Annotated in this window: 22 protein-coding genes; 3 read left to right on the top strand and 19 right to left on the bottom strand. The window is 62.8% G+C overall.

Annotated features, from left to right (window positions below):
* Positions 1-189: 189 nt before the first annotated feature.
* Genes mmsB through GCM43_RS03920 form a run of 3 tightly spaced genes read right to left on the bottom strand, consistent with a single transcriptional unit; the run spans position 190 to position 3839 of the window.
* On the bottom strand, positions 190-1083 hold the full coding sequence (gene mmsB, locus GCM43_RS03930) for a 3-hydroxyisobutyrate dehydrogenase (protein WP_152242209.1): 894 nt from the start codon (positions 1081-1083) through the stop codon (positions 190-192).
* Positions 1084-1092: 9 nt separating this feature from the next.
* The gene (locus tag GCM43_RS03925) at positions 1093-2586 is read right to left on the bottom strand and encodes a CoA-acylating methylmalonate-semialdehyde dehydrogenase (protein WP_152242208.1); all 1494 of its coding nucleotides are present in this window, start codon (positions 2584-2586) and stop codon (positions 1093-1095) included.
* Between the two features lie 35 nt (positions 2587-2621).
* On the bottom strand, positions 2622-3839 hold the full coding sequence (locus GCM43_RS03920; protein WP_152242207.1) for an ABC transporter substrate-binding protein: 1218 nt from the start codon (positions 3837-3839) through the stop codon (positions 2622-2624).
* A gap of 125 nt (positions 3840-3964) precedes the next feature.
* Between GCM43_RS03920 and GCM43_RS03915 the strand changes: the two genes are divergently transcribed.
* Together GCM43_RS03915 and GCM43_RS03910 are read left to right on the top strand one after the other, a co-directional pair.
* Positions 3965-4888: a LysR family transcriptional regulator gene (locus GCM43_RS03915; RefSeq protein ID WP_152242206.1), complete on the top strand. Its 924-nt coding sequence runs from the start codon at positions 3965-3967 to the stop codon at positions 4886-4888.
* A gap of 15 nt (positions 4889-4903) precedes the next feature.
* Positions 4904-5437: an isochorismatase family protein gene (locus GCM43_RS03910; RefSeq protein ID WP_319636934.1), complete on the top strand. Its 534-nt coding sequence runs from the start codon at positions 4904-4906 to the stop codon at positions 5435-5437.
* Between the two features lie 215 nt (positions 5438-5652).
* On the opposite strand, the gene GCM43_RS03905 is transcribed toward GCM43_RS03910, so the two are convergent.
* The 13 genes from GCM43_RS03905 to GCM43_RS03850 all read right to left on the bottom strand — a co-directional run bounded on the left by GCM43_RS03905 (position 5653) and on the right by GCM43_RS03850 (position 18987).
* On the bottom strand, positions 5653-7773 hold the full coding sequence (locus GCM43_RS03905) for a TonB-dependent siderophore receptor (RefSeq protein WP_193315528.1): 2121 nt from the start codon (positions 7771-7773) through the stop codon (positions 5653-5655).
* Positions 7774-8043: 270 nt separating this feature from the next.
* Positions 8044-8952, bottom strand: coding sequence for a subclass B3 metallo-beta-lactamase (gene bla, locus GCM43_RS03900; protein WP_226929308.1), 909 nt, complete (start codon positions 8950-8952; stop codon positions 8044-8046).
* 23 nt (positions 8953-8975) lie between these two features.
* Positions 8976-10691 carry a M56 family metallopeptidase gene (locus GCM43_RS03895; RefSeq protein WP_152242205.1) on the bottom strand — a complete coding sequence of 572 codons (1716 nt, stop codon included), beginning with the start codon at positions 10689-10691 and terminating at the stop codon, positions 8976-8978.
* On the bottom strand, positions 10688-11077 hold the full coding sequence (locus GCM43_RS03890; RefSeq protein WP_152242204.1) for a BlaI/MecI/CopY family transcriptional regulator: 390 nt from the start codon (positions 11075-11077) through the stop codon (positions 10688-10690). Before GCM43_RS03890 ends, GCM43_RS03895 begins: the two co-directional genes overlap by 4 nt.
* A gap of 52 nt (positions 11078-11129) precedes the next feature.
* Positions 11130-12626, bottom strand: coding sequence for a leucine-rich repeat domain-containing protein (locus GCM43_RS03885; protein WP_152242203.1), 1497 nt, complete (start codon positions 12624-12626; stop codon positions 11130-11132).
* A gap of 69 nt (positions 12627-12695) precedes the next feature.
* Positions 12696-14030 carry a DUF3422 family protein gene (locus tag GCM43_RS03880; RefSeq protein ID WP_152242202.1) on the bottom strand — a complete coding sequence of 445 codons (1335 nt, stop codon included), beginning with the start codon at positions 14028-14030 and terminating at the stop codon, positions 12696-12698.
* A gap of 106 nt (positions 14031-14136) precedes the next feature.
* Complete coding sequence (locus tag GCM43_RS03875) at positions 14137-15327, bottom strand: multidrug effflux MFS transporter (RefSeq protein ID WP_152242201.1); 1191 nt, start codon at positions 15325-15327, stop codon at positions 14137-14139.
* Positions 15324-15968, bottom strand: a complete 645-nt coding sequence (locus GCM43_RS03870; RefSeq protein ID WP_152242200.1) for a CerR family C-terminal domain-containing protein — start codon at positions 15966-15968, stop codon at positions 15324-15326. Before GCM43_RS03870 ends, GCM43_RS03875 begins: the two co-directional genes overlap by 4 nt.
* Positions 15969-16080: 112 nt before the next feature.
* Positions 16081-16545 (bottom strand): copper chaperone PCu(A)C, encoded by a 465-nt coding sequence (locus GCM43_RS03865; protein ID WP_152242199.1) that lies wholly within the window; start codon positions 16543-16545, stop codon positions 16081-16083.
* Between the two features lie 12 nt (positions 16546-16557).
* The gene (locus tag GCM43_RS03860; protein ID WP_152242198.1) at positions 16558-17154 is read right to left on the bottom strand and encodes an SCO family protein; all 597 of its coding nucleotides are present in this window, start codon (positions 17152-17154) and stop codon (positions 16558-16560) included.
* An 88-nt stretch (positions 17155-17242) separates the two neighbouring features.
* Positions 17243-17638: a DUF2946 domain-containing protein gene (locus GCM43_RS03855; RefSeq protein WP_193315527.1), complete on the bottom strand. Its 396-nt coding sequence runs from the start codon at positions 17636-17638 to the stop codon at positions 17243-17245.
* 7 nt (positions 17639-17645) lie between these two features.
* On the bottom strand, positions 17646-18242 hold the full coding sequence (locus tag GCM43_RS25755; protein ID WP_193315526.1) for an AraC family transcriptional regulator: 597 nt from the start codon (positions 18240-18242) through the stop codon (positions 17646-17648).
* A gap of 61 nt (positions 18243-18303) precedes the next feature.
* Positions 18304-18987, bottom strand: a complete 684-nt coding sequence (locus GCM43_RS03850; RefSeq protein WP_413770923.1) for a Crp/Fnr family transcriptional regulator — start codon at positions 18985-18987, stop codon at positions 18304-18306.
* 142 nt (positions 18988-19129) lie between these two features.
* Here GCM43_RS03850 and GCM43_RS03845 point away from each other — a divergent pair, with 142 nt between their 5' ends.
* Positions 19130-20764 (top strand): acyl-CoA synthetase, encoded by a 1635-nt coding sequence (locus tag GCM43_RS03845; RefSeq protein WP_152242195.1) that lies wholly within the window; start codon positions 19130-19132, stop codon positions 20762-20764.
* Between the two features lie 9 nt (positions 20765-20773).
* On the opposite strand, the gene GCM43_RS03840 is transcribed toward GCM43_RS03845, so the two are convergent.
* From GCM43_RS03840 to GCM43_RS03830, 3 genes are all read right to left on the bottom strand, one after another.
* Positions 20774-22159: an MFS transporter gene (locus GCM43_RS03840; protein ID WP_152242194.1), complete on the bottom strand. Its 1386-nt coding sequence runs from the start codon at positions 22157-22159 to the stop codon at positions 20774-20776.
* A 161-nt stretch (positions 22160-22320) separates the two neighbouring features.
* Positions 22321-23037 carry a ribonuclease T2 family protein gene (locus GCM43_RS03835; protein WP_226929307.1) on the bottom strand — a complete coding sequence of 239 codons (717 nt, stop codon included), beginning with the start codon at positions 23035-23037 and terminating at the stop codon, positions 22321-22323.
* A gap of 65 nt (positions 23038-23102) precedes the next feature.
* Positions 23103-24200 (bottom strand): branched-chain amino acid aminotransferase, encoded by a 1098-nt coding sequence (locus tag GCM43_RS03830; RefSeq protein ID WP_152242193.1) that lies wholly within the window; start codon positions 24198-24200, stop codon positions 23103-23105.
* Between the last annotated feature and the right edge of the window lie 185 nt (positions 24201-24385).

Genomic DNA, 24385 nt, shown 5'->3' with positions numbered 1-24385 from the left:
TTCTGTCGTTAATTGATTATCCATCAGGGCATTTTGCTTTGCCAAGATGGGGCGACGCCGTCGGATGCACGGCATCGACCTGACTCGATCAGTTGCGGAGTGTATATTGTTACCTTTAAAACATGCGACACGATAGGGATGGCGCCCGGTGACACAGTGCGAAAGGCCTGATCGGACTTCTGCGGATCCTCAGGAGCCGGCCTGGTCCAGGCGGTAGATGCTGGAAAAATCCAGCCCTCCCGCCCCCGCCTGGCTGTGGCGCGCATACAGCGCCTGCGCCAGTTCGCCCAGCGGCACGCTGGCGCCCGACGCGCTGGCGCTTTCCACCGCCAGCCCCAGGTCCTTGAGCATCAGATCCACGCCAAAACCACCGGCATAGTCGCGCGAGGCCGGCACGTTGTCGGCCACGCCGGGGCAAGGGTTATACACTTCCAGCGTCCAGTTGCGCCCCGAGCTCTTGGCCATCACCTCCGACACCACCTTCGGATCGAGACCATTGGCCATGCCCAGGCGGATCGCTTCGCTGGTGCCGATCATCAGTATCCCCAGCAGCATATTGTTGCAGATCTTGACGGTCTGGCCGCTGCCGGCCGGGCCGGCGTGGAAGATATTCTTGCCCATCTGCTCCAGCAAAGGCCGCGCACTGGCCAGATCTGCTTCAGCGCCGCCCACCATAAAGGTCAGCGTGCCGGCCGCCGCGCCCGCCGTGCCACCCGACACCGGCGCGTCGATCATGCGCAAGCCTCTGGCCTGCGCTGCGGCAGCCACCTCGCGCGACACCTCCGGCGCGATGGTGGAGCAGTCGATCAGCAGCGCACCGGCCCTGGCGCGCGCCACGATTCCGTGCTCGCCCAGATAGGCGCCCTGCACATGGCGGCTGGCCGGCAGCATGGTGATAATGATGTCGGCCTGCGCCACGGCAGCGTTCAGGTCGGCGCCAGCCAGGCCGCCGCCATCGACAAAGTGCTGCACGCTGGCCGCTACCAGGTCAAAGCCGGTGACGCCATGGCCGGCGCGCACAAGATTGTGCGCCATCGGCAGGCCCATATTGCCCAGGCCGATAAAAACAATTTGCTCACCCATGGCAGCTCCTTATTTCATGGCGATGGTGGTATTGACGCCGCTGCCGGCGTCGTCCGGTGCAAACCAGCGCGCCGTCACCGTCTTGGTCTGGGTCCAGAAATACAGCGCCTGCTTGCCGTTCGGCCCCAGGTCACCCAGCTTGGAGGCGCGCGAACCGGTAAAGCTGAAGTACGCCACCGGCACCGGAATGGCCACGTTGATACCGACCTGGCCCACATCGATCTCGTTCTGGAACTTGCGCCCGGCCCAGCCTGACGAGGTAAAGATCGAGGTGCCGTTGCCGTTCGGGTTGGCGTTGATAAAGGCAATCGCTTCGTCGAGCGTCTCGGTCTCCACCACGCACATGGCCGGCCCGAAAATCTCTTGCGTATAGATCGAATTGCCAGCCTGCACACCTGAGAAAATCGTCGGCCCCATAAAGTTGCCGCCTTCAAAACCCGCCACCTTGTGGCCACGCCCGTCAAGCAGAAGCTGCGCGCCTTCGTCCACGCCGGCCTGGATCAGCTTTTCGGCGCGCTGCAAGGCGGCTTTCGACACCATCGGCCCCAGGTCCGCTTCGCGGTCGCTGCCCGGGCCAACCTTCAGTGCTTTCGAGCGTGCCACGATCTCGGGCAACCACGAGCGCGCCTCGCCCACCAGCACCACCACCGAATTGGCCATGCAGCGCTGGCCGGCCGCGCCAAAGGCGGCGCCGATCAGGTTGTTGATGGCCTGCTCCTTGTTGGCGTCGGCCAGCACCACGCAATGGTTTTTCGCGCCCATCATCGACTGCGCGCGCTTGCCCGCTTCGCTGGCGCGGCGGTACACATGGGTGCCGACATGGGTCGAGCCGATAAACGACACCGCCTTGATGTCGGGATGGTCGCACAGCATATTGACCACCTCGGCGCCGCCATGCACCACATTGAGCACGCCGGCCGGCAAGCCGGCCTGGTACATCAGCTCGACCAGGTACATGGTCGACGACGGGTCCTGCTCGGAGGGTTTCAACACAAAGGTATTGCCGCAGGCAATCGCGATCGGGAACATAAAGCACGGCAGCATCACCGGAAAATTGAAGGCCGTAATGCCGGCGCCCACGCCCAGCGGCTGGTAAATATTGTAGACATCGACGCCATTGGCGGCGTTTTCGGCAATCTCGCCCAACTGCAAGGTGGCGATCGAGCATGCATGTTCGACCACTTCCAGGCCGCGCATGACCTCCCCTTCTGCGTCGGGCAGGGTCTTGCCATGTTCGCGCGTAATCAGTTCGGCCAGTTTGCCGATATTTTCGCGGATCAGTTGCTGGTACTTGAGCATAATGCGCATGCGCGCGGCCAGCGGCGTATTGCGCCAGGTTTTGAAGGACGTTTTGGCGGTGGCAACAGCCAGGTCGACTTCGTCACGCGTGGCAAACGGCACGCGCGCGACGACTTCCTGGTTGGCGGGATTGATCACGTCGCGCCATTCGGTGGTGGCGGAGGCGTGGTGCTGGCCGGCGATATGCAGGGCGATGGTGTTCATGATGACTCCGTTGTTGGGTACTTGAAATCGCAAATTTATTTTTTGACCAGGCTGCAGGCCGCCGCATCCATCGGCTTGAACGCCTGCTCGGCCGGAATGGTCGACAGCACTTTCAGGTAGTCCCACGGACCTTTCGATTCGGCCGGGGTTTTTACCTGTACCAGATACATATCGTGAATCACGCGCCCGTCGGGGCGGATCGAGGCGTTGTTCATCACCGCATCTTTGATTGGCAGCTGGCGCATTTTTTCAGCGACGATTTTCGAGTCGTCGCTCTTGGCCGCGGCCACCGACTTCAGGTAGTGATAGGTGCTGGAATACACGCCGGCCTGCACCATGGTCGGCTTGGCGCCCTTGTTGAGGGCCTCGAAGCGCTTGGCAAAGGCGCGGCTGCGCTCATCGAAATCCCAGTAAAAACCGTCGGCATACACCAGCCCCTGCGCCGTTTCCAGCCCCAGCGCATGCACATCCGACAGGAACACCAGCAAGGCGGCCAGGCGCTGGTCCTTGCCGCTGCCGATACGGAATTCGCGCGCCTGCTTGATGGCCGAGACGGTATCGGCGCCGCCGTTGGCCAGGCCGATCACCTGGGCTTTGGAGCCCTGCGCCTGCACCAGGAAGGACGAGAAATCAGAAGCGTTGAGCGGATGGCGCACCGCGCCCACCACCGTGCCGCCGTTCTGTTTGACCACCTCGCTGGCGTCTTTTTCCAGCGAGTGGCCGAATGCATAGTCGACCGTCACGAAATACCAGGACTTCTGTCCCAGCTTGGTCAGTGCGGCAGCCGTGCCGGCGGCCTGCGAGTAGGTGTCGAACATCCAGTGAAAGCCGTTGGGCGAGCAGTCTTCATTGGTCAGGCGACCGGTGGCCGGGCCGCTGAACATGGCGATACCGCCCTTCTCTTTCATCAGCTTTTGCACCGACAGCGCCACCGACGAATTGGTCAGGTCGACAATCGCATCGACCTTGTCGCGGTCTATCCATTCGCGCGCCTTGGAGGCGGCGATATCGGCCTTGTTCAGATGGTCGGCCGACACCACCTCGATCTTCATGCCCTTGCATTCGGCCTTCAGACAGTCTTCCACGGCCATCTGCGTGGCCACCACCGAGCCGCGCCCGCCCATGGCCGAATACGGGCCGGACATATCGGTCAGCACGCCGACCTTGACAACGCCGTCGGAAATTTGCGCCTGGGCGCAGGAGAAGGAAAGCGCGAGCGCAGCAGCGCCCACGGCCAGTACGGTCTTTTTCATGCAGTGTCTCCTGGTAAGGATGGTCTTTCTTATAGGTGTGACTGCATTCTTGCATGTGTAAAAATAGTCATACAAGCGGAATTAATGCATAATTCCTTTGCAAAAATGCACAAGAGGAGTTGGCAATGCTGGACTGGGACAATGTGCGCGTCTTTCTGGAACTGACGCGCAGCGCCGGCCTGGTCGATGCGGCAAAGAAGCTCGGCATCGATCATTCCACCGTTTCGCGGCGCATGCGCAAGTTCGAGGAGCAGGTCGGCACGCAGCTGTTCGACCGCAACTACGTGGGCTACCAGCTGACGCCCGAAGGCCACCGCCTGATGGAGTATGCCGAGACGATGGAGGCGACCGTGTTTGCCGCCACCGAAGAATTGGGCGAGCATAACCGGCTGCTGTCGGGCCAGGTGCGCCTGGGCGCCACCGAAGGCTTTGGCGCGGTGGTGCTGGCGCCGCAACTGGCCAACTTTTGCGGGCGCTACCCGCATATCAGCGTCGACCTGATTGCCGTGCCGCGCTTTGTCAGCCTGTCCAAGCGCGAAGCCGATGTGGCCATCTCGATCGAGCGGCCCGCTTCAGGGCCGTATGTGGTGACCAAATTGTCGGACTACCGCCTCAAGCTGTACGCCACGCCGGCCTACCTGGCGCGCCATGCGCCGATTACGCGGGTGGCGCAACTGGCCGAGCATCCAATCATCGGCTATGTGGACGACCTGGTATTCAGCGCCGAACTGCGCTATATGGACCATGTGGCGCCCGAGTCGCTGCGCGCCTTTCGCAGCACCAGCGTGATCGCGCAATACCATGCGGCGCGCGCCGGCCAGGCGCTGGCGATCCTGCCCTGCTTCGTTGCCCAGCAGTCCAGCGAGCTGGTGCCGGTACTCGACGGCGATATCGATCTGCTACGCTCGTTCTGGATGGTGTCGCCGAGCGAGCGGCGCAATATTGCACGCGTGCGCGCACTGTGGAATTATCTGCGCGATGCGATCGCCCTCAACCACGGCTACCTGATGGGCGACAACACCACGCCTGTCTGGTTGCCTCACGACTAAGGAAACATGATGCTGATGGATGCACAACAAGCGGTACTGGTGATCGTCGATTTGCAGGGCCGTCTGATGCCGGCCATCGACGACGGGCAGCAGGTGCTGGAACAGAATCTGCGCCTGGCGCGCATTGCGCACCTGCTCGATATTCCCGTGCTCGGCACCGAGCAGAACCCCGACAAGCTGGGACCGAATGCCGACATGGTCAAGGCGCTGTGCCGGCAAACGCTGCACAAGATGCATTTCGGCGCCTGCGCCGATGGCCTGCCGCAACTGCTGCAGGAGCTGGCGCCGGGACGCAGGCAAATCGTGGTCACCGGCTGCGAAGCGCATGTCTGCATGCTGCAAACGGCAGTGGGCCTGCTGGAACGCGGTTATGACGTCATCATCGCCATCGACGCCGTAGGCTCGCGCCAGGCTACCAGCCGCGAGGCCGCACTGGCGCGCCTGGACAAACTGGGTGCGCAGTTGCTGACGGTCGAAATGCTGGCCTTCGAATGGCTGCGCGACTGCCGCCACCCGAAGTTTCGCGACGCACTGGCGCTAATCAAATAAAACCTGGGGTCGGTCATTGCTACCCAGTGCTTGCGTAGGTCGGATTAGCCGGGCCGCGCAGGCCGCGTAGCGGCGTAATCCGACAACATTGTTGACGCATGATAAAAATGCGGCCAACACCGTTGTCGGATTACGCGCGTAGCGCTAATCCGACCTACGCCAATGCCGCCACCCGCGTTTAGGTGAAGCGCTGGCGTTGTTCAAATAGCGTGGGCTCAGAATTGATAATGGGCGTTGACCGTCACTGTGCGCTCGGCACCCGGCGCTACCCACAGCGGGCTGTAGGAGCTGGCGTAGTAGCGGCGGTTGAACAGGTTGTCGACCGTCAGGCCGAAGCGCAGGCGGGTAGTGGGCGAGTACGAGGCCAGCAGGCGCGCGACGGTGTAAGCCGGCAGCGTGAACTTGCTGCTGACGGCCACGTCGCCCAGGCGTTCGCCCATATATTGCACGCCGCCGCCCAGGCTGGCCGTGCCGGAAGCGAGTGCAAACTGCTGGGTGGCGACCAGGTTGGCACTGTGGCGCGGCACGTTGGCAAAGCGCGAGCCGGTGACGATGGTATTGTCGCCACGGGTGACGGTCGCATCGGTATAGGCATACGAGGCCGAAGCGCGCAGCCCGCGCGCCAGTTCGCCCGACACGTCGACTTCCAGGCCGCGGCTGCCTACTTCACCGGCGGCGATGGCAAAGTCGGTATTGGCCGGATTGGTGGTCAGCACGTTCTTTTTGTGGATATCGAACAGCGCCACGGTACCGGTCAGCTTGCCCGTTTCCAGCTTGGCGCCGATCTCGTACGAGCGGCTTTCTTCGGCCGGAAACGCCTGGTTGTCGATGCTGATGCCGCTGTTCGGCCGGAAGCCCCTGGCCGCGCTGGCATACAGCGACCAGGCTTTTGATGGCTGGTAGACCAAGCCGGCGCGCGGACTGGTCGACGACAGCGACTGGCTGTTGCTGACGTTCAGGCGGTTGTTGGCGACGTCCTGATGGTAGCTGTCGTGGCGCACGCCGACCAGCGCCTTCCAGTTGGCGCCCAGGTCCAGCTGGTCCTGCGCATAGAGGCCGGTGGCGCGCTGGCCTTCCTGGGTGTTGATCGACAGCGCCAGCGGATCGGCCTTGCCGCCATACACGGGCGCATAAATATCGATGGCGTACGCGTTGGCAGCCGACGGATTGCGGCGCAGTTGCACGCGGTGGTCGTCAAAATGGTAGGTATCGACGCCGACCAGCACATCGTGCGCCAGCGCCCCGGTCGCAAATTTGCCCAGCAGCTCGATGCGACCCGACTTGTCGGTCGAGGAAAAATCGCGGTGGCGGCGCTGGCGGCGCAAGGTGCGACCATCGGCCAGCAGGTTGTTCGCTTCGCTGGAATAACCGGTCAGCTCGCTGTCGCGGTAGGACAGGCCGGCCTGCATGGTCCAGCTGGCGGATAAATCATGGTGCACAAACACCTGGTGGCCAATCGATTTGACGGTCATCGGGCCATCATCGGGTTCACCCAGGAAGCGCGACACCGGCAGCACGCCCAGCTTGCCGTTGACGGCCAGCACGCCACGGTCGAACGGCACGCGCTGGCGCACCGCTTCGATTTCATATGAAATGGTGGTGCTGTCGCCGAGCGCCCAGATAAACGACGGCGCAAACAGGCTGCGCTCGTACTTGAGCGTATCGCGAAAGCTGTGCCCTTCTTCATGCGCAGCATTGAGGCGGTAGGCAAACGCGTCATTCAATGGCCCGGTCAGATCAATCGCGGCGCGCCGCATCTGGCGGCTACCCACCGAGAAGTCCGCACTGTATTCCGGCACGAACTTCGGCTTCTTGGTGGTGATATTGACGGTGCCGCCCGGCTCGCCACGGCCATACAGCGCCGACGCCGGCCCCTTGAGCACTTCCACGTTCTGCGTATTGGCGCCGTCGCGCATGCCGTTGTAGCCCCGGCTGGAACTGAAGCCGTTGACCATGTAGTCGGAACCAAAGTTCGGATCGCCCGTAAAACCGCGCATGGCGTAGCTGTCCCACAGGCCGCCCAGCGGACTCTGGCGCGAAATGCCGCTGGCCAGATCGAGCGCGCCGGCCAGCGTGGTCACGCCGGTATCGCGCAGCAAGTCCGCCGTGATCACGCGCACGCTTTGCGGCAGATCCATCAGCAAGGCGTCGGTCTTGGTGGCAGCGGTGGCCGACAGGCTGTGATAGTGCTGGCGTTCGGCCTTGACGTTGACCACCTCGGGCTTGTCGTCCGTGCTGTCGCTGACGGCCGGTTCGGCCGCCAGGGCAAGTGGACTGGCAGCGGCCAGCAGCAAGGCCAGCGGCGGAGAAAAAGTGCGCAAAATTGAACGGGACATGATTTCCTGGAAGAGAGCCATAATGCAATGGATTTGCATTATAAATGATAATTAACTCTCATTAAAGGCTTAATTCCATGCTGTGCCAACCGCATTTTACGTAGGTCGGATTAGGCCCTTCGGGCCGTAATCCGACAACACCACAGGTGCCAACAATGTTGTCGGATTACGCTGCGCTACCCAACAATGCTGTCGGATTACGTTGCGCTAGCCAACAATGTTGTCGGATTACGCAGGGCTTTGCCCTGCTAATCCGACCTACGATCCCCGTCACTTTGCGGCTCGCTCCTTCGACAGCCGTTTATCCAGAAACGCTGTTGCAGCGTTGGCATAAGCACGGCAAGCGCCAGTATCAATCAGGGGATCGCTGCTGGCCGTACGCCTGGCCGCCTTTTCCAGCAAATCCACCTGCCCGGGATGCACGGGGATCATGATGTCACACGGCAGCGCCGCCACTTTGGCGATGCTGGCGCGAAACGACGCGGTGATGTCGGGCGTTTTGCCATTGCCGCTGAAGGCAAAGTCGCCGCTGGCATAGGCGTTCAGGCTGTCGGCGTACACGATATCGCGGCAGCGCCCTGCTTCGCAGGACTGCCAGGTCCAGGTGGTGCCGCCCGTGGTATGGCCGGGCGTCATATGCGCCGTCAGCTGCAACGGCCCCAGTTTGACCACTTCGCCGTCCTTGATCAGCGTGACCTGCGCCACCTTGGGCACGTGCACCACGGGGTCAGCCTGGTATTGCGGATCATCAAGGGTATTGGTTCCGCTTTGCAGGGCGCGCGCGCTCGATGCGCTGGCCAGCACGGCCGCACCGCTGGCGCGCTGCAGGGCGGCAATACCACCAGCATGGTCCCAATGCGCATGCGAATTGAGGATCAGCTTGACGTCTTCCATGCGAAAGCCGAGGGCGCGGATATTGGCCTCGATCAGCGGCGCCGACTGCGGCAGGCCGCCATCGAGCAGGATATGGCCTTGCGGCCCGGTCACCAGCACTGCCGACACGCCGGCCACGCCCACATACCAGCTGTTGCCGTACAGTTTGAACGGCTGAACCGGGACATTCCATTGCTCGCAGCTATCGCAGTCGACTGCGCCGGGGTTCGTTTCGTGTGCCTGTGCCAGTATCGGGCTGGCCATGGCTGCCGCCAGCACCAGCATGAATTGCTTCATGATGCTCATTGTTGTCTCCAGTGGGTATAAATCTAAATCGGTGTGACAGCCAGTGCTGCGCGGATGCGCTGGGCGTCCTGTGAACGGTGTTGCGAATTTTCGGCGTCGAGCAGCACCACGGTGACGTGGCGCGCGCCATTGCCCATCAGCATGCGCATGGTCACGCAGCTGCCGGCGTCCTTGCTGCTGCCGGTTTTCGACAGTGAAATCTGCCAGTCCTGTTGGCCCACCAGCGCATTGGTGTTGTGCAGCAGATGCGACCTGCCCTGCACCTGCACGCTGGCCTGGCGTTCGCTCGACAGGCGCGCTATGTCGGGGTAGCGCGCCGCGGCGGCAACGATCACCGCCACTTCGGCTGCGGTCGAGGTATTGCCGGGTGACAGGCCTACAGCGTCTTGCAGGTGCGTGCGCCGCAGGCCCAGGCTGGCGATCTTGCCCTGCAAGGCCTGCAGAAATGCAGCCTGCCCGCCAGGATAGGTGCGCGCCAGGGCCGCCGCAGCGCGGTTCTCGGACGGCAGCAGCGCCAACTGCAGGGCCACGCCACGCGGCACGACCGCGCCGTCGGGCAAGACGCTCTGGCCGCCGCGCCGGCCATCGGCCGCGATGATTTTGACGGGCGCTTGCAGATCCAGTCCGGCCTCGAGCACCACCATGGCCGTCATCAGCTTGGTAATCGAGGCGATCGGTACGATGGCGTCGGCATCCCTGGCCATCAGCACGCGGCCCGTATCGTCGAGCACCAGCATATGGCGCGCGCTCAGGCTCAGGGCGGGCAGCTGGGCCAGCTTGGGCAAGGCTGCTTGCTGCACGATCTGCCTGGCCGGTTCGGTGTGGCCGTGCACCTGCATTGCCACGGTGGCGCAGGCGACCAGCAGCGCCGGCATGGCCAGCTTCCAGGCAGGCGTGGCAGGCTGCGGTGCCAGCAACTGCTGTATGCGCGCCAGCAGCAAGCCGCCACGCGCCGACATCAGCAAACCATGGCGCACCGGCGCCGGCTGTTGCGACAGGGCGTGCAGCGCATGGGCCAGGCGCTGCGGGTCCTGCAGGGCCACCGCCGCCAGCTCGTCGGCCACCAGTTCGCGTTCGATGCGCATGCGCCCGGACAGCCACCATACCACCGGATGAAAAAACAGCAGCGCCTCGGCCACGCTTTGCAGCAGATTGACCAGATAATCCCAGCGCCGCACATGCGCCAGTTCATGCGCCAGCAAGGCTTCGAGCAGCGGCACCGGCATGCCCGACAGGAGTGAGGCCGGCAGCAGCACCAGCGGGCGCCAGAAGCCCACCGTGACCGGTGTCGACAAGCCCGCATGCAGCTTGAGCGTGATGGCGCGTTGCAAGCCCATGCGCTGCGCCAGCGCGTCCAGGCGTTGCTGCCACAGCGGCGGCGCCGGCTCGGCCTGGCGGCGCAACTGACCAACCCAGGACAGGCCAAACAGCAGCCTGGCTGCCATCACCGCCACGCCGGCGCTCCAGGCCAGCACCAGTGTCGGCAGCCAGGCCTGTAACAGCAGGGCCGAAGGCACCGGCGCAGCAGCGTGCCCGCCCTGCCCCAGCAGATAGCCCAGATGCAGCGCCGGCATGGCCAGGCACAGCAGCAGCGCCAGCGCACAGACGCCATAACGCCAGCGCGCGCTGGCACCGCGCAACAGGCGCAGCAGCACGGCCGCGCCCAGTCCAACCAGCAGCGCCTGCCAGACAAAATACAGCAGGCTCCAGCCCAGTGCGGCGGTTACAGTGGCGATCATTTTTTTGCGTCCTTGCTGCGCAGCAGGCGTTCGATTTCGCCGCGCTCGTCGTCGCTCACATGCTCGCGCAGCGCGGTCAGCACCAGCGCCTTGCCGGAACCGGAAAACACCTTGCCGATCAACTCCTTGAGCAAGCTGGTCTGCATGCTTTCCTGCTGCACAGCCGGCGCATACAACTGCGGGCGCACGCTTTCGTCACGGCTCAGCAGGCCCTTGCCGTGCATCAGCTGCAGCTGGCGCAGCACGGTGGCGTAGCTGGCGTCGTTACGTTCCAGCATCAGCGCTTCATGAACGGCCCGGGCGTCGGCCGGGCCGACACGCCAGAGGATGCGCAGCAGGTCGAGCTCGGCTGCGGTGGGATGGGGGATGGTCGCTTGAGTATGCATGCGACCAGAATAACAGTTCTAGAACTTTTTATCTAGAACTTTATTTCTATATCTAAAAATCGCGCAAACTGTCCATCAGGTCAAGCAGAGCTGCTTCATCGAACTGCAGGCCCTGCTCGCGTAGTTGCCTGAACAAATCAACCAGTACGCAGAAAATTTCTTCGCGCTCGACGGTTTCAATAATGCCGCTACGCTCCATTTTGTTAAACACGGCAACATAGTCGCGCACCATGGCTTCCAGCACAGCCTGCGTATTGGGCCCGTCGATGCTGCGCGTGGCCGCCAGCATGGCCTTGTAGGCCTGCGCTGCTTTTTTGGCGTTGGCGGCGGAAATCTGCTCGCGCCCGTCCCAGTCGCGAAACGGATTGAGCAGGTTTTCAGCCAGCCATTCGGGCTTGCGCGGCTGCCTGATCGACATGTCCAGCCCAAGCGCTGCCGCCTTCTTGTAGCCGGCCTTGATGGCCTTGGCCGCCTCGGCCGGCAAGCTGCTCATCCACAGCGAGGACAGATGCGGCAACTGTTCGGCTTTGGGAAAATCGTTGCCATCAAAACCAAACATGTCGTACGTGCTCAGCATCTGCAAATGCTCCAGCCGCGCCAGCGCGCCCAGATTGCTGACGGTACCCGGTTTGCCCCAGAGCCGCAGCTGCGTCAGTGCGGGAAAGCGCTGCACCACCTGCTCCACGTCCAGCGTCTCCACGCCGGTCAGCGACAGGCCGTCCAGGCGATTCAAACCCGTCAGCTTCGGCAATGCCCGCACGCTCTGCAGCGTCAGCAAGCGCCCGGCATCGGCCGCCTCGACCTGCAAGGCAGCGGTCGGCAGGCTGGTCAGCGACAGGAAGTCCAGGCTGTCGTTGAGTTTTACATTGGTGATGCCCTGCGGATCGAGCACCAGGCGCGTGAGATTGCTGCTGCGCAAATCGAGTTCCGGCATGCTGTCGGAGTGCCAATGCAGCTCGTGTACCAGCGGGCGGCGCAGCAGATAGGCCAGCAGCTCCGGCGTGCCATGGCGCGTTTCCACGGTCATCATGCACGGCAACTGGTCAAGCTCATCGAGGCTGCCCAGCGACTGCAGTATGTCGTCGGTCACGCGGGTGGACGTCTGGCGCATGCCATGCGCGCCCAGCGCCACTTCCACCTCGTCGGAAGCACTCTTGAAGCGCTCGCGCGCCACCGGGTCGAGCTGCTGCCAGCGCCGGTGGCGCGCCAGGCTGTCGCCGACATTCCAGGTGCTGCCATAGGTGTTGACTTCGCGCTCGACCAGCGGTGCGATATTGGTGATCAAGACATGGCCGGTCGGCACATTGGCGGTCAGGTAGAGATGATCGTATTTTTTATTCCAGAAATAGTAATCGCACAGCAAAGGCTGCATCGCGGCCGCCTCGGCAGCGGTGGGCAAGGCGTCGCCGCTCCAGTCGAGCTCCAGCACGGCCGCCAGTGGCGTGTCTCTCGGCGACGATGCCAGTTTGATGTGCGTGACCTGGCAGGCCACATACTGCTGCAGCAGCGGCGAAAACACACTGTAGATATCACCAACCTTGGCCAACATGCGCATTCCTTTAAAAACATGAAGGCAGAAAGATAGCAAAAATCTACAATTGCTGGCGCTTAACCACGCTTAGTCGGCATGCAGCTTGTGATGCATGCGCCGCAAGCTTAGCCAGACGCCGGCCGCCACCACCGGTACCAGCGCGCCGACCAGGATATCGGGATTGACCGGCAGGCCCAGCACCTTGGCAGCCTTGCCGCCATAGCTGAACAGGCCGATCACATAGTAGGAGATGGCCGCGACCGACAGCCCTTCCACGGCCTGCTGCAGCCGCAGCTGCTGCGCGGCGCGCGCATTCATCGACTGCAGGATCTGGCGGTTCTGCAATTCCTGCACGATGCCGACGCGCGTGCGCAGCAGATCGTTGGTGTTGGCGATGCGCTGCGCCATCGCTTCCTGGCGGCTGGCCATCGCTTCGCAGGTGCTCATGGCCGGCGTCAGGCGCCGGTCCATGAATTCCTCGATGGTCGGGATGCCTTCGATGCGCACTTCGCGCAGCTCTTCGATGCGCGCCCGCACCAGGCCCATATAGGCCTTCGAGGCGGAAAAGCGGTAGCTGTTGTCGAGCGACAGTTTTTCAATGCGCGCGGCCAGGCGCGTAATGCGGTCCAGCAGCGCCTGCTCGGAAGCGCCGCCATCGCCGCCCGCATTGTCGGTATCGACCATGGCCGCCGCCAGCAGCGCCAGTTCGTTTTCAATATTGTTGAGCGTGGGCGCCGCCTGCATCGCGTAAGGCAAACCCAGCAGCGCCATCATGCGGTAGGTCTCGATTTCCAGCACGCGCTGCACCAGCCGGCCCGACTGCTGGGCGCGCATGCCGGCGTCGCGAATAATAAAGCGGCTGAAGCCATCGGACTGTATCGTAAAGTCGGTCCACAGCTGGCCACCCTGCAGCACGTCGCTGCCCACCAGCGTATTGCCCTCAAACACCTCCGGCAGCTGCTGCATAAAGGCATCGACCGGCACGCTGGCGTGTTCGAGCAACACGTGCGCGGCCACCATCAACTTGCCCTTCAGGCTGGCCAGCCACTGCTGCGGCAATTGCTCCAGGGGCATGCGCTCGAAGGCCTGCGCCAAAGGCACGGGCGTGCCCGGGTGCTCGGCAAAGGTAAACGTGGCAAATTCGGTATGGCATTCCCACTTGAGGCGAAAGCGGCCAAAGTCGTAATAGAAATACTTCGCTTCCGGTGCAGGCGGCGCCACGCCAAAGTGCGCACACAGTGCGGCAAGCGTGGCATGCTGCAACTGCATATTGGACGGCCCCGTGGCGGCATCGTCATCGCGATAGACCGCCAGGTGGGTGATGAGTTCGGGTGCGTCTAGCTTCAGGAAAGGCCGCGAATGGATTTCCGCGGCCAGCGGCACGCGCAGCGCGTGGTTGAGGCTGGAGTTAATCAGGTGCATGGTTGCCAGGATAGAGTGTCAAAAGCTGCTGGCCCGGCATCGCAAGAGTCGCAAAAGGCCGGGCTCAATTGTGACAGTGTAGCAAAGCAGGAAGCATGCCTGACATTTAGCTGCGCGATGTTGCACTGCAGCGACTGCCCAGCCACCAGAACAGCGTCGCCAGCACCACGGCCGAGGCCTGCCCCAGCGCCAGCTTGAAGGCGCTGTCGAACAGCAGCGGCGCGATAAAGCCCGACACCAGGGCAAACAGCAGCATCTGCACAAAGTTCTGCAGGGACGCCGCCAGTCCGCGCATCTGCGGGAAAATATCGAGGGTGGACATGGTCATCCCCGGCAGCGCCAGCGACATGCCGAACGCATACAGCGCCACCGGCGCTACCGCAAACGGGATGCTGGCGACAAAAAAATGGTTGTAGACGATATTGAGCAAGCCGGTGGCGCCCATAAACAGCAGGCCCCAGCGCACCATCACGGTGGTCGCCACGCTATGGGCCAGCTTGCCGCAGACGGCCGAACCGAGCACCAGGCCGGCCACCATCGGCACGAACATCCAGCCGAACGCCGTTTCGGGCAGATGCAGCAAGTCGAGGATAAAGTGCGGCGCCGAGGCGATATACAGCGCAAAGCCACTGAACACAAACGCCACCGCCAGCGAGCGCAGTAAAAACTCCTGGTGCCGCAGCGCGCGCCAGTAATTGCGTGCGATGACGCCCGGATGAAACGGCTGGCGCTGCGCGGCCGGCAGGCTTTCCGGCAAACCTTTCAGGCAGGCTAGCAAGAGCAGCACCGTCACCGAAAACGTAAACACAAACGTCGACTGCCAACCATAGGCCACATGCAGCCAGCCGCCGATAATCGGTGCAATCGCCGGCGCAATGCCGAACACCATCATGATATTGGCCAGCATCTTTTGCGCCGCAGCTCCCTGCAACGTATCGCGCACGATGGCCTGGCCGATCACCCTGCCCGCCCCTGCCGAGGCGCCCTGCATGCCGCGGAAAAACAGCAGCCAGCCAAAGCTGGGCGCAAACGCGGCGCCGATCGAGCCGATGCCGAAAATCAGCAGGGAGACCATGATCACCGGACGGCGACCGAAGGAGTCCGACAACGTACCGTAAAACAAAGTCATAAACGCATAGGCGGCCAGATAGACACTGAGTGTCTGCTGCACCAGCACGCTGCTGACATGGAAGTGCGTGCTGATGGCCGGGAACGACGGCAGGAAGGTATCGGTGGCGAACGGACCCAGCATGGCCAGGCCGGCCAGTACCAGCGTCAGGTTGCGCGCCGCCTTCATGGCGCTACCGCCTTCTGCGCTTGCAGGCCGGCCAGGGCGGCCAGCGTAAAGTCGGCAATATGCTGCGCAATGGCGGCAATGCCGGCGTCGTCATAGGTGATTTCCGGCGCCACCAGCTCATGCACGCTGCGCGAGCGCGCATAGAACACCACCTGTCCGATCGCGCTGAGCACGCATTTCTGCACCACCTCGGCCGGCAGGCTTTGCCCCACCACGCCACGAATCAGGCGAGTAAATTGCGCGTGCTGCGGCAAGACATGATGCTCGGCCAGCCGGGCCATGGCGGCGGTTGGTTCGAGCAGCTCGCGCGCCACCAGCCGCGCAAACAGCGACGACGGCCCCGAACTCAACATGGTCAGCACCAGTTCGCTGATTGCCTGGCGCAATTGTGCTTCAGGCGAACCTGCAGCGCTTTCGTCTGGTACCAAAGCGGCAAGCAGGCGCGCATGCTCGAATGCCGCCAGATGCAGTTCTTCCTTGCTGTGAAAATAATAATTGACCATCGCCACATTCACCTGCGCCGCCTCGCAGATGGCGCGCACCGATGTGGCCTTGTAGCCGTGATCGGCAAACAGCTCGGCGGAGGTTTGCAAAATGCGCAGGCGCGCTGGTTCGATATCTTGTTGTTCAGTGATTGTCATTAATTTTAAACGGCTGTTTAATTCAGGATCAGATTGTATCAAACAACCGTTTAACTTTCAAAGAAACGAAAAAAAAGCCGGCCCCTCAGGACCGGCTTGAGCCAGCGCAGTATCAGTGCTTCATCGCCGGCATATTGCCCGCCCCCAGCGCGCGCGCCTCGGCCATCACTTCGATCGTTTCGCGCTGTTTGTTGTCACCTTCGACCACCAGCGTCAAAGGCACCTTGTCGCCGGCCTTGACCTGGCCCTTGAGCTCCATCAGCATCACATGGTAGCCGCCCGGTTTCAGTTCGACCGCCTTGCCAGCCGGCAGCGCGATGTCCTTGACCTGGCGCATGCGCATCATATTGTCGCTCATGCTCATTTCATGGATTTCAGCCACGCCAGCCACCGGCGAGCGCACTTCGAGCAGGCGCATCGGTTTGGTGGCAGTAATTTGCATAAAGGCGCCGGTGGCCTTTTGCTGTGGCACGGTGGCGCGCACCCACGGTTCGCTGATCTTGACGCCGCTGTCGGCCAGGGCCGAGAACGACAGCACGGCGAGGGAGATGGCGGCAAATGATTTCAGATAAGTCATGATGGTTCCTTGTCAGAGTGTGTACTTCGAGGTCATTAAAGTCTTGATGTCCTGCGCGCATTCATCGGCCGTCATCTGGTGCTTGAGGCCCAGGCGCATGCGCCCCTGCGTATCGAGCACATAGGTAATGGCCGTGTGGTCCATGGTGTAGGAGCTGCCGCTGGCCACGCGGCGGTAGAACACCTTGTAGTTGAAGGCCGTTTGCGCCGTGTTCTGCGGGTCGGTGCGCAGGCCCAGGAACGTGGGATCGAAGGCGCGCATGTATTCAGCCAGCAACTCGGGCGTATCGCGCTCGGGGTCGATGCTGATAAACACCACCTGCACTTTGTCGGCATCGGCGCCCAGCTTGCTGCGGATTTCCACCGCGCGCGACAGCGCCGTCGGACACACGTCCGGGCATTGAGTAAAGCCGAAAAACACCATCACATACTTGCCCTTGAAGTCGGCCAGCGTATAGACGCGGCCGTCCGGGCCGCTCAGCTTGAAGTCGGGCTTGTAATCGCCACCGGTCAGATCCAGGCCGATGTAATGGGGTTTCGGTTCGCGCTCGCAGGCGGCAAGCGTGAGCAGGCCGGCCGTACCGGCGAGCAGAAAGAGACGACGTTTCATATATTTCAGGCCCGATGGGCGTAACAGAATGAAAAAGGTGCGCAAGGCCGGCCTGTGCCAGCCACGACGGCGCCACCCACAGCATGGTTCAGGCCGCTTGCGGCGGGCCGCGCGGCTGCGCCTGCTGCCATCCCGGCAGCGGCTGCGGCGACTGGTAAAACAGCGCTGGATAGGCATCGTGCCCGCTGACGACGACCAGCGGCGTCAGCGCTGGCGGCAGGCCGGTGCTGCCGGCGTGGCCCAGGCAATACGGACAATGCTTGAGGTGATGGTCGATGGCGCCGGAAGACGCACCATCAAGACCGAGTTCGGCTGCAGAGTAGACGGCGCCGCTCGATGAGCAGATATCGCCTGCTGGGTTGCTGGCTTGATGGGAGACAAACGCATACGACAATGCCGGCGTGAGCGCATTGAGCAGTATCGCCAGGCAGGCGAACCACAGCTGCCACGACCATCGTTGCCGGCGTTGTTGAAAAGATCCCATGCCGCGATTATAGCGGACGATGGCCTGGGCCCGCCGGCTGGCCGAGCAGCCAGGCCGGGCGCAGGCCCGCCACCTCGTTGCAGGCGTCGCAAAACGCCGGTACCGAAGCAAAGCCGGAACCGGCCGCCAGTTGCGCCAGGTCGCGCTGCGCAGCGCCGCCCGGCTGCGCCGCCGCATGCAGCGCATGGGCAAGGCGCTGCTCGCGCACCAGGCTCAGCAAGGCCTCACCTTCGGCAAACAGGCGCGCCCTGGCCTTGTGCGGCGGCACCTGCCACAGCGCGGCCAGGCGCGCTGCCGTCCATTTGCCCTGCGGCGCCTGGAAGATATGCTGGGCCAGCGCGCGGCTCCAGCGCTTGCCGCCGGACGGCGCGTCGGCCTCGTCATGTTCCAGCGCCAGCGTGAATTCGGCCGGCTGCACGCGGCCCGGCATCACGTCGCAGGCAAAACGCAAAAAGGCCGGCACCACGAAACTGTCGCCGCTGCCCAGCTTGCGGCTGGCAATTTCATTGTGCAGGGTAACGTGGCCGTGGCGCACGGTCACGCGCAGCCGGCGCGGAAAACGCAGGCCGAGCAGGAACAAGGGATGGTGTGCAATCAGCGCCATGCAAAAACCGGATCAAGGAAGCAGACGCCAGCATGCCATGAAACACCGCGCCACACTGTCATTACAGCGACGCTGTGCCATACAAACGCAAACCATCGAGGTCGACCACGCTGATGGCCTGGTAGGCAATGCTGACCAGGCCCAGCTCGGCCAGATGGCGCAAGGCGCGGTTGACGCGCTGGCGCGAGATGCCGGTCAACAGGCCGATCTCTTCTTGCGACAACTCAAGCACCTTGGACGTGCGCGGGCATAGCATGGGGTGGAACAGCTGCGCGATGGCCTGCGCTACCTGCGCGTCCACGCTGAGCAGGCGCTGGTTCTGGATGGCGGCAATATACTGGCCCATGCGCTCATTCAATTGTTGTATCACAAAGGCATTGAACGACAGGCTGGCAGCGAGCAGGCGATGAAACAGGTCGGCCGGCACCAGCACGATGATCGAATCGCGCACGGCCACCACATCATAGCGGCGCGCTTCGCGTTTGAGCACGCTGCCTTCGCCGCACCAGCTGCCGGCAGGCACGCCGGAAAACGTGGCGCCGCGCCCGTCGGCATTGCCGACCGCTAGCTTGATCAAGCCCGATTCGACGCCGATCCAGTACAGCGACGGCTCACCGCGGCGCGCCACATGGGTGCCGGCCGCAAACTGCTGCACGCTGGCGCCATCGCGCAGCCATTGCCGGTGGACCGGGGCCAGTGCCTGGAACCAGGCATGGCCGGACAGGTCGATGGTGCTGTCGTGCAAATCCCTCACTGTGCTGGCATCTTTCAAAAACGCAATGATTGATTTTACATTATCCCACCCGTCCAGCACGATGTCGCCTCGGTGACAGTAATTTCCACTACCCGGTGCTATGCTGGCCCAAACATTCAAGGAGACCAGCAGCATGACGCCCGACTTCAACAGCGGCCTTGGCAAGAACCAGGCCAATTACGCCGCCCTCACCCCGCTCGACTATATTGCCCGCGCCGCCGACGTGTATGGCGACCGGCTGGCAATTGCTCACGGCCCGCTGCGCCAGAACTGGCGCGACACATACGAGCGCACGCGCCGCCTCGCATCCGGCTTGCGCCAGCTCGGCGTGGGCAAGGACGATGTGGTGGCGGCCATGCTGCCCAATACGCCTGCCATGGTGGAAGCGAGCTTTGGCGTGCCGATGGCCGGCGCCGTGCTCAACGCGCTCAATATCCGGCTCGACCTGCCCACGCTGATATTCATGCTGCGCCATGGACAAGCCAAGGTCTTGCTGGCCGACACCGAATTTGCCGAGCTGGCGCGCCAGATGACCGAGCAGTTGCCCGAGCTGCGCGTGATCCAGGTCAACGACCTGCTGGGTCCGCAGGTCGGACCCTTTGCCGAACTCGACTACGAGACCCTGCTGGCCGGCGGCGACCCGGCCTACGCCTGGCAGGCCCCGGCTGACGAATGGGATGCAATTGCGCTTAACTACACGTCCGGCACCACCGGCGACCCGAAAGGCGTGGTGTATCACCACCGTGGCGCTGCGCTCAATGCGCTGTCCAATATCCTCGAATGGGACATGCCCAAGCACGCCGTCTACCTGTGGACGCTCCCCATGTTTCACTGCAATGGCTGGTGCTTCCCCTGGTCGATTGCAGCGCGCGCCGGCGTCAATGTGTGCCTGCGCAAGTTCGAGCCCAAGCTGGTGTTCGACCTGATACGCGAGCTGCGCGTGACCCATTACTGCGCCGCGCCCATCGTGCATGCGGCGCTGGCCAATGCACCGGCCAGCTGGCGCGATGGCATCGACTGGACCGTGCGCGGCATGGTGGCTGGCGCACCGCCGCCGGCGGCCATGCTGGCCAGGATCGAGGCGATGGGTTTTGACCTGATCCATTCCTACGGCCTGACGGAAGTGTATGGCCCGGCCTCGATCTGCGCCGAACAGGAAGACTGGGCCAGCCTGCCGCAGGATCAGCGCGCTGTATTGAAGTCACGCCAGGGCGTGCGCTACCACTTGCAAAGCGCGGTGGCTGTGCTGGACCCGGACACCATGCAGCCGGTGGCGGCCGATGGCCAGCAGATCGGCGAGATCATGTTTCGCGGCAATATCTGCATGAAGGGCTACCTGAAAAATGAGAAAGCCACGCGCGAGGCGTTTGCCGGCGGCTGGTTCCATACGGGCGACCTGGGCGTGCAGTATCCGGACGGCTATATCAAGCTCAAGGACCGCAGCAAAGACATCATTATTTCCGGTGGCGAAAATATCTCCAGCGTCGAAGTTGAAGATGCGCTGTACCACCACCCACAGGTGCTGGCAGCGGCCGTGATTGCCCAGCCCGATGAAAAATGGGGCGAGACGCCGTGCGCGTTTGTCGAGCTGCGTGAAGACGCCAGCGTCACGGCTGAAGAGCTGATAGCCTTTTGCAAGCAGCATCTGGCCGGCTTCAAAGTGCCCAAGGCCATCTACTTCGGCCCGCTGCCGCGCACTTCGACCGGCAAAATCCAGAAGTTCGAACTGCGCAAGCGCATGCACTCAAGCAAGGCCATCGACGTCTAGTCCGGCGCCCTACACGGCTTTCGGCGTCACCGCCAGCCGTGAAAAGCTGGCGATGCTGGCCACGGCGGCAAAGCCGGCGGCCAGCCACAGCGAATAGGTCGCGCCACCGGTCACCGAGACGGTAAAGCAATACGCCACCAGCGCTGCGCCGCTGGCCTGGCCTATCAGGCGCGAAGTGGCCACCACCCCGCTGGCGCCGCCGCTGCGGTGCGCCGGTGCGCTGCTCATAATGGCTTTCAGGTTGGGCGCCTGGAAAAAACCGAAACCGATACCGCACAGCGCCATGCGCCAGCCGATATCAAGCACGCTGGCCTGGTGCGGCAGCCACACCAGCGTCAGCAACCCCGCCGCCAACGCCGCCAGGCCGATGCCGCCCAGCACGCCGGGTGAATAACGGTCGCTCAGGCGCCCGGCGATCGGCGCCATTACCGCTACCAGCACGGCCCATGGCGTCATCAGGAAACCGGTTTGTATCGGCGAGCGGCCCAGCGTGGTCTCGAAATAAAACGGCAGCGCCACAAAGGCCAGCCCCTGCGCAGCAAAGGTGCAGATGGCCGTCAGTGAAGAGAGCAGGAACAGCGGCCGGCGAAACAGGTCGATCGGCAGCATCGGCGCCTGATGCCCGGCCTGGCGGCGCAGCAACAGGACAAAAAATACGATCACGGCCAGCAGCTCGGGCAACAGGGTGGTCAGCGCGGCATGGTGGGCGGCGTCGCCAAACAGCAAAATCAACAGGCCAAACGCACCCACGTTATAGATGGCCGTGCGCGCATCGAGCCGGTGCGCGGCCAGCGGCGTGGCCGGCAGCATGCGGCTGGCCAGGAAAAAGCCAAGCAAGCCCAGCGGCACGTTGATCGCAAACAGCCACGGCCACGATGAGGTGGCCAGGATCAGCGAGGCGGCCGTCGGGCCGATGGCAAACGCCACCGCCACCACCAGCGCATTGTTGCCAAATGCGCGTCCAACCAGGTGCGGCGGATACAGCGAACGCAGCATGGCGGTATTGACGCTCATCATGGCGCTGGCCCCCACGCCCTGGAACAGCCGCGCCAGCACCAGCGACGGCAGCGACCAGGCCAGTGCGCAGGCGAGCGAGGCCAGTGTAAAGAGGAACATGCCGCTGATAAACACGCGCCGGTAGCCGACGATTTCTCCCAGCGCCGAAAACGGCAGCAAGGTCGCCACCATGGCCAGCTGGTAGACATTGACGATCCAGACCGACGCCGCTGGCGTCGTCTGCAGTTCGTTGGCAATGGCTGGCAAGGCCGTATTGGCAATGGCCGTATCGAGCGAGGCCATGCCCACGCCGATGGCCAGCGACAGCATGGCCCAAACACGCGCGTTCGGGGGCAGGCCGTCCGGGCCGACCATGGTGGGGGTTGATTGCTTGAACATTTTATGATGTTGAATGACAGGATCGTAGGTCGGATTAGGCGGGGCCGCCGAGGCCCTTCGGGCCGTAATCCGACAACATTGTTGGCGCGTGCGGTGTTGCCAGGTTACGCCAACAATATTGTCGGATTACGCCGCTGCGCGGCTAATCCGACCTACCCGACCTACCGTTGGCAATCGATTACCTTGAAATCCTTCGAATAACAAATCCGCAACTCGCCGCTATGGTTTTCATAGCCCAGCCACTTGTCTTTCAGCTGCGGGTTGTGCTGCTTTATCCATTTGAACAGCTCGTTTTTCGACATGGCGGTATCGGGCAGTTTCAAGGCCTGGAACAGCTCGCGCTCTTTCTCGAAATACTGTTTGGCGGTATCGAAGTCGCAGGCGCCGTGTTTTTCCCACTCGCCCTGCAGCAGCGCTTCACCGGGCTGCATGCACATATAGGGCAGGATTTCGGACGGCGCCAGTTTGGGCAGGTTGCCCTTGCAATAGCGCGGGTGCAGCTCGGTCTTGCGCGGCGGCGTCACGGAAATGTCGTCGCAGGTGGCCGGATTGGCCGACTGCGCCCACAGGCCGTGCACGATCCAGCCGAAATGGTTATTCTCCGAACACTGGAAGGCGGCCTTTTTGGAAATCTCGCCGCGGCGGCGCTGGCTGTCGCAAAAACCGGGCGACCACGACAGCGCCAGCATAAAGTAATCGGTCGGCACGTTGGTGCTCTGCTTGTAGCAGGTGTTGCGCTCGTCGGACGGCTTGACGTCGTAGTCGGCATAGGTGACGTTGCGCGGTACGGCGCACTGCGCTTCGGCTGCATGGACGGCGCCGGCAGACAGACTCAGCATCAGGGCGGCCAGGGCTGGCACAAAGGTTCTCAGGGACATGCGATTCCTCGGGATAGAAAAACGCCGGCAACTGGGTGCCGGCGCAGGTTCAAACAGTATCCGACTTAGCAGACCTTGTGCATCCAGCCCTTGGTATCAGGCACGGTGCCATGCTGCAGGCCCAGCAGCGCCTCACGCAGCGCCAGCGTGACGGCGCCGTTTTCGTTGTTGTTGATGGTCATCTCGAAGCCGTTGGCCTTGGCCACGCCCACCGGCGTAATCACGGCAGCGGTGCCGCAGGCAAATACTTCGGTCATGCGGCCGGACGCAATATCGTCGCGCCATTGCTGTACCGACAGTTTGCGCTCTTCGGTGGCATAGCCCAGTTCGCGCGCCATTTCCAGCAGGCTGCGGCGGGTAATGCCGGGCAGCAGCGTGCCGGTCAGTTCCGGCGTCACTACCGTGACTTTGTCGCCGTCCTTGTAGACGAAGAACAGATTCATGCCGCCCATCTCTTCGATGAATTCGCGGTGTACTGCGTCCAGCCAGACCACCTGGTCGCAGCCTTTTTCCTGCGCTTGCGCCTGCGCCATCAGGCTGGCCGCGTAGTTGCCGGCGCACTTGGCTTCACCGGTGCCGCCTGGCGCAGCGCGTACGTAGTCTTCGCTGATCCAGACCGTGACTGGTTTGACGCCTTGCGGGAAATAGGCGCCGGCTGGCGAAGCAAACAGCACGAACAGGTATTCTTCCGATGGACGCACGCCCAGGAACGGGTCGGTCGCGATCATCAGCGGACGCATGTACAGGCTCTCGCCGGTCTTGCCCGGCACCCATTTACGGTCCAGCGAAATCAGCGCGTCGCCCGCTTCCAGGAACAACTCGACCGGAATGGCCGGCATGGCCAGGCGCGCCGCGCTGCGGTTGAAGCGCTCGGCATTCTGTTCAGGACGGAAGGTCTTGATGCTGCCATCCGGCTGGGCAAACGCCTTGTAGCCTTCGAAGATGGCCTGGCCGTAATGGAGCGACGAGGCCGACGGGTCCAGCATCAGAGGGCCGTAGGCTTTCAGTTCGCCCTGCTGCCATTTGCCGTCGCGGTAAGGAATGACCACCATATGATCGGTAAACACGCGGCCAAAGGCCGGCTTGTTCATGCGTTCGGCGCGCTCGGCGTCGGACAGCGGATGGGCGGATGGCGTGATGGTGATAGTCGGAGTCGTAGTCATAGGAGATCGAAGGCAAATTAAGACAGTGCGCTATTGTAGTCCTTCCTGCCGCCATCAGCTGACTTGGCATGCAGGAAACGTGGCATGCAGTATGCATGGCAAAGCCGGTCCAGACAAGCAGCCATTCCGCGCCGAATATTGCGAATCATTCTCATTTGCGCTTATTTTTGCTATGATGCGCTACT

The sequence above is a fragment of the Janthinobacterium aquaticum genome, assembly GCF_009208565.1.
GTDB lineage: Bacteria > Pseudomonadota > Gammaproteobacteria > Burkholderiales > Burkholderiaceae_D > Janthinobacterium.
This window is presented reverse-complemented; position numbering and strand designations above follow the sequence as displayed.

Bases quoted from the DNA above. Each gene is read 5' to 3' on its own strand.
- mmsB (WP_152242209.1), bottom strand. From the start codon at position 1,083: ATGGGTGAGCAAATTGTTTTTATCGGCCTGGGCAATATGGGCCTGCCG.
- GCM43_RS03925 (WP_152242208.1), bottom strand. From the start codon at position 2,586: ATGAACACCATCGCCCTGCATATCGCCGGCCAGCACCACGCCTCCGCC.
- GCM43_RS03920 (WP_152242207.1), bottom strand. From the start codon at position 3,839: ATGAAAAAGACCGTACTGGCCGTGGGCGCTGCTGCGCTCGCGCTTTCC.
- GCM43_RS03915 (WP_152242206.1), top strand. From the start codon at position 3,965: ATGCTGGACTGGGACAATGTGCGCGTCTTTCTGGAACTGACGCGCAGC.
- GCM43_RS03910 (WP_319636934.1), top strand. From the start codon at position 4,904: ATGGATGCACAACAAGCGGTACTGGTGATCGTCGATTTGCAGGGCCGT.
- GCM43_RS03905 (WP_193315528.1), bottom strand. From the start codon at position 7,773: ATGTCCCGTTCAATTTTGCGCACTTTTTCTCCGCCGCTGGCCTTGCTG.
- bla (WP_226929308.1), bottom strand. From the start codon at position 8,952: ATGAGCATCATGAAGCAATTCATGCTGGTGCTGGCGGCAGCCATGGCC.
- GCM43_RS03895 (WP_152242205.1), bottom strand. From the start codon at position 10,691: ATGATCGCCACTGTAACCGCCGCACTGGGCTGGAGCCTGCTGTATTTT.
- GCM43_RS03890 (WP_152242204.1), bottom strand. From the start codon at position 11,077: ATGCATACTCAAGCGACCATCCCCCATCCCACCGCAGCCGAGCTCGAC.
- GCM43_RS03885 (WP_152242203.1), bottom strand. From the start codon at position 12,626: ATGTTGGCCAAGGTTGGTGATATCTACAGTGTGTTTTCGCCGCTGCTG.
- GCM43_RS03880 (WP_152242202.1), bottom strand. From the start codon at position 14,030: ATGCACCTGATTAACTCCAGCCTCAACCACGCGCTGCGCGTGCCGCTG.
- GCM43_RS03875 (WP_152242201.1), bottom strand. From the start codon at position 15,327: ATGAAGGCGGCGCGCAACCTGACGCTGGTACTGGCCGGCCTGGCCATG.
- GCM43_RS03870 (WP_152242200.1), bottom strand. From the start codon at position 15,968: ATGACAATCACTGAACAACAAGATATCGAACCAGCGCGCCTGCGCATT.
- GCM43_RS03865 (WP_152242199.1), bottom strand. From the start codon at position 16,545: ATGACTTATCTGAAATCATTTGCCGCCATCTCCCTCGCCGTGCTGTCG.
- GCM43_RS03860 (WP_152242198.1), bottom strand. From the start codon at position 17,154: ATGAAACGTCGTCTCTTTCTGCTCGCCGGTACGGCCGGCCTGCTCACG.
- GCM43_RS03855 (WP_193315527.1), bottom strand. From the start codon at position 17,638: ATGGGATCTTTTCAACAACGCCGGCAACGATGGTCGTGGCAGCTGTGG.
- GCM43_RS25755 (WP_193315526.1), bottom strand. From the start codon at position 18,242: ATGGCGCTGATTGCACACCATCCCTTGTTCCTGCTCGGCCTGCGTTTT.
- GCM43_RS03845 (WP_152242195.1), top strand. From the start codon at position 19,130: ATGACGCCCGACTTCAACAGCGGCCTTGGCAAGAACCAGGCCAATTAC.
- GCM43_RS03840 (WP_152242194.1), bottom strand. From the start codon at position 22,159: ATGTTCAAGCAATCAACCCCCACCATGGTCGGCCCGGACGGCCTGCCC.
- GCM43_RS03835 (WP_226929307.1), bottom strand. From the start codon at position 23,037: ATGTCCCTGAGAACCTTTGTGCCAGCCCTGGCCGCCCTGATGCTGAGT.
- GCM43_RS03830 (WP_152242193.1), bottom strand. From the start codon at position 24,200: ATGACTACGACTCCGACTATCACCATCACGCCATCCGCCCATCCGCTG.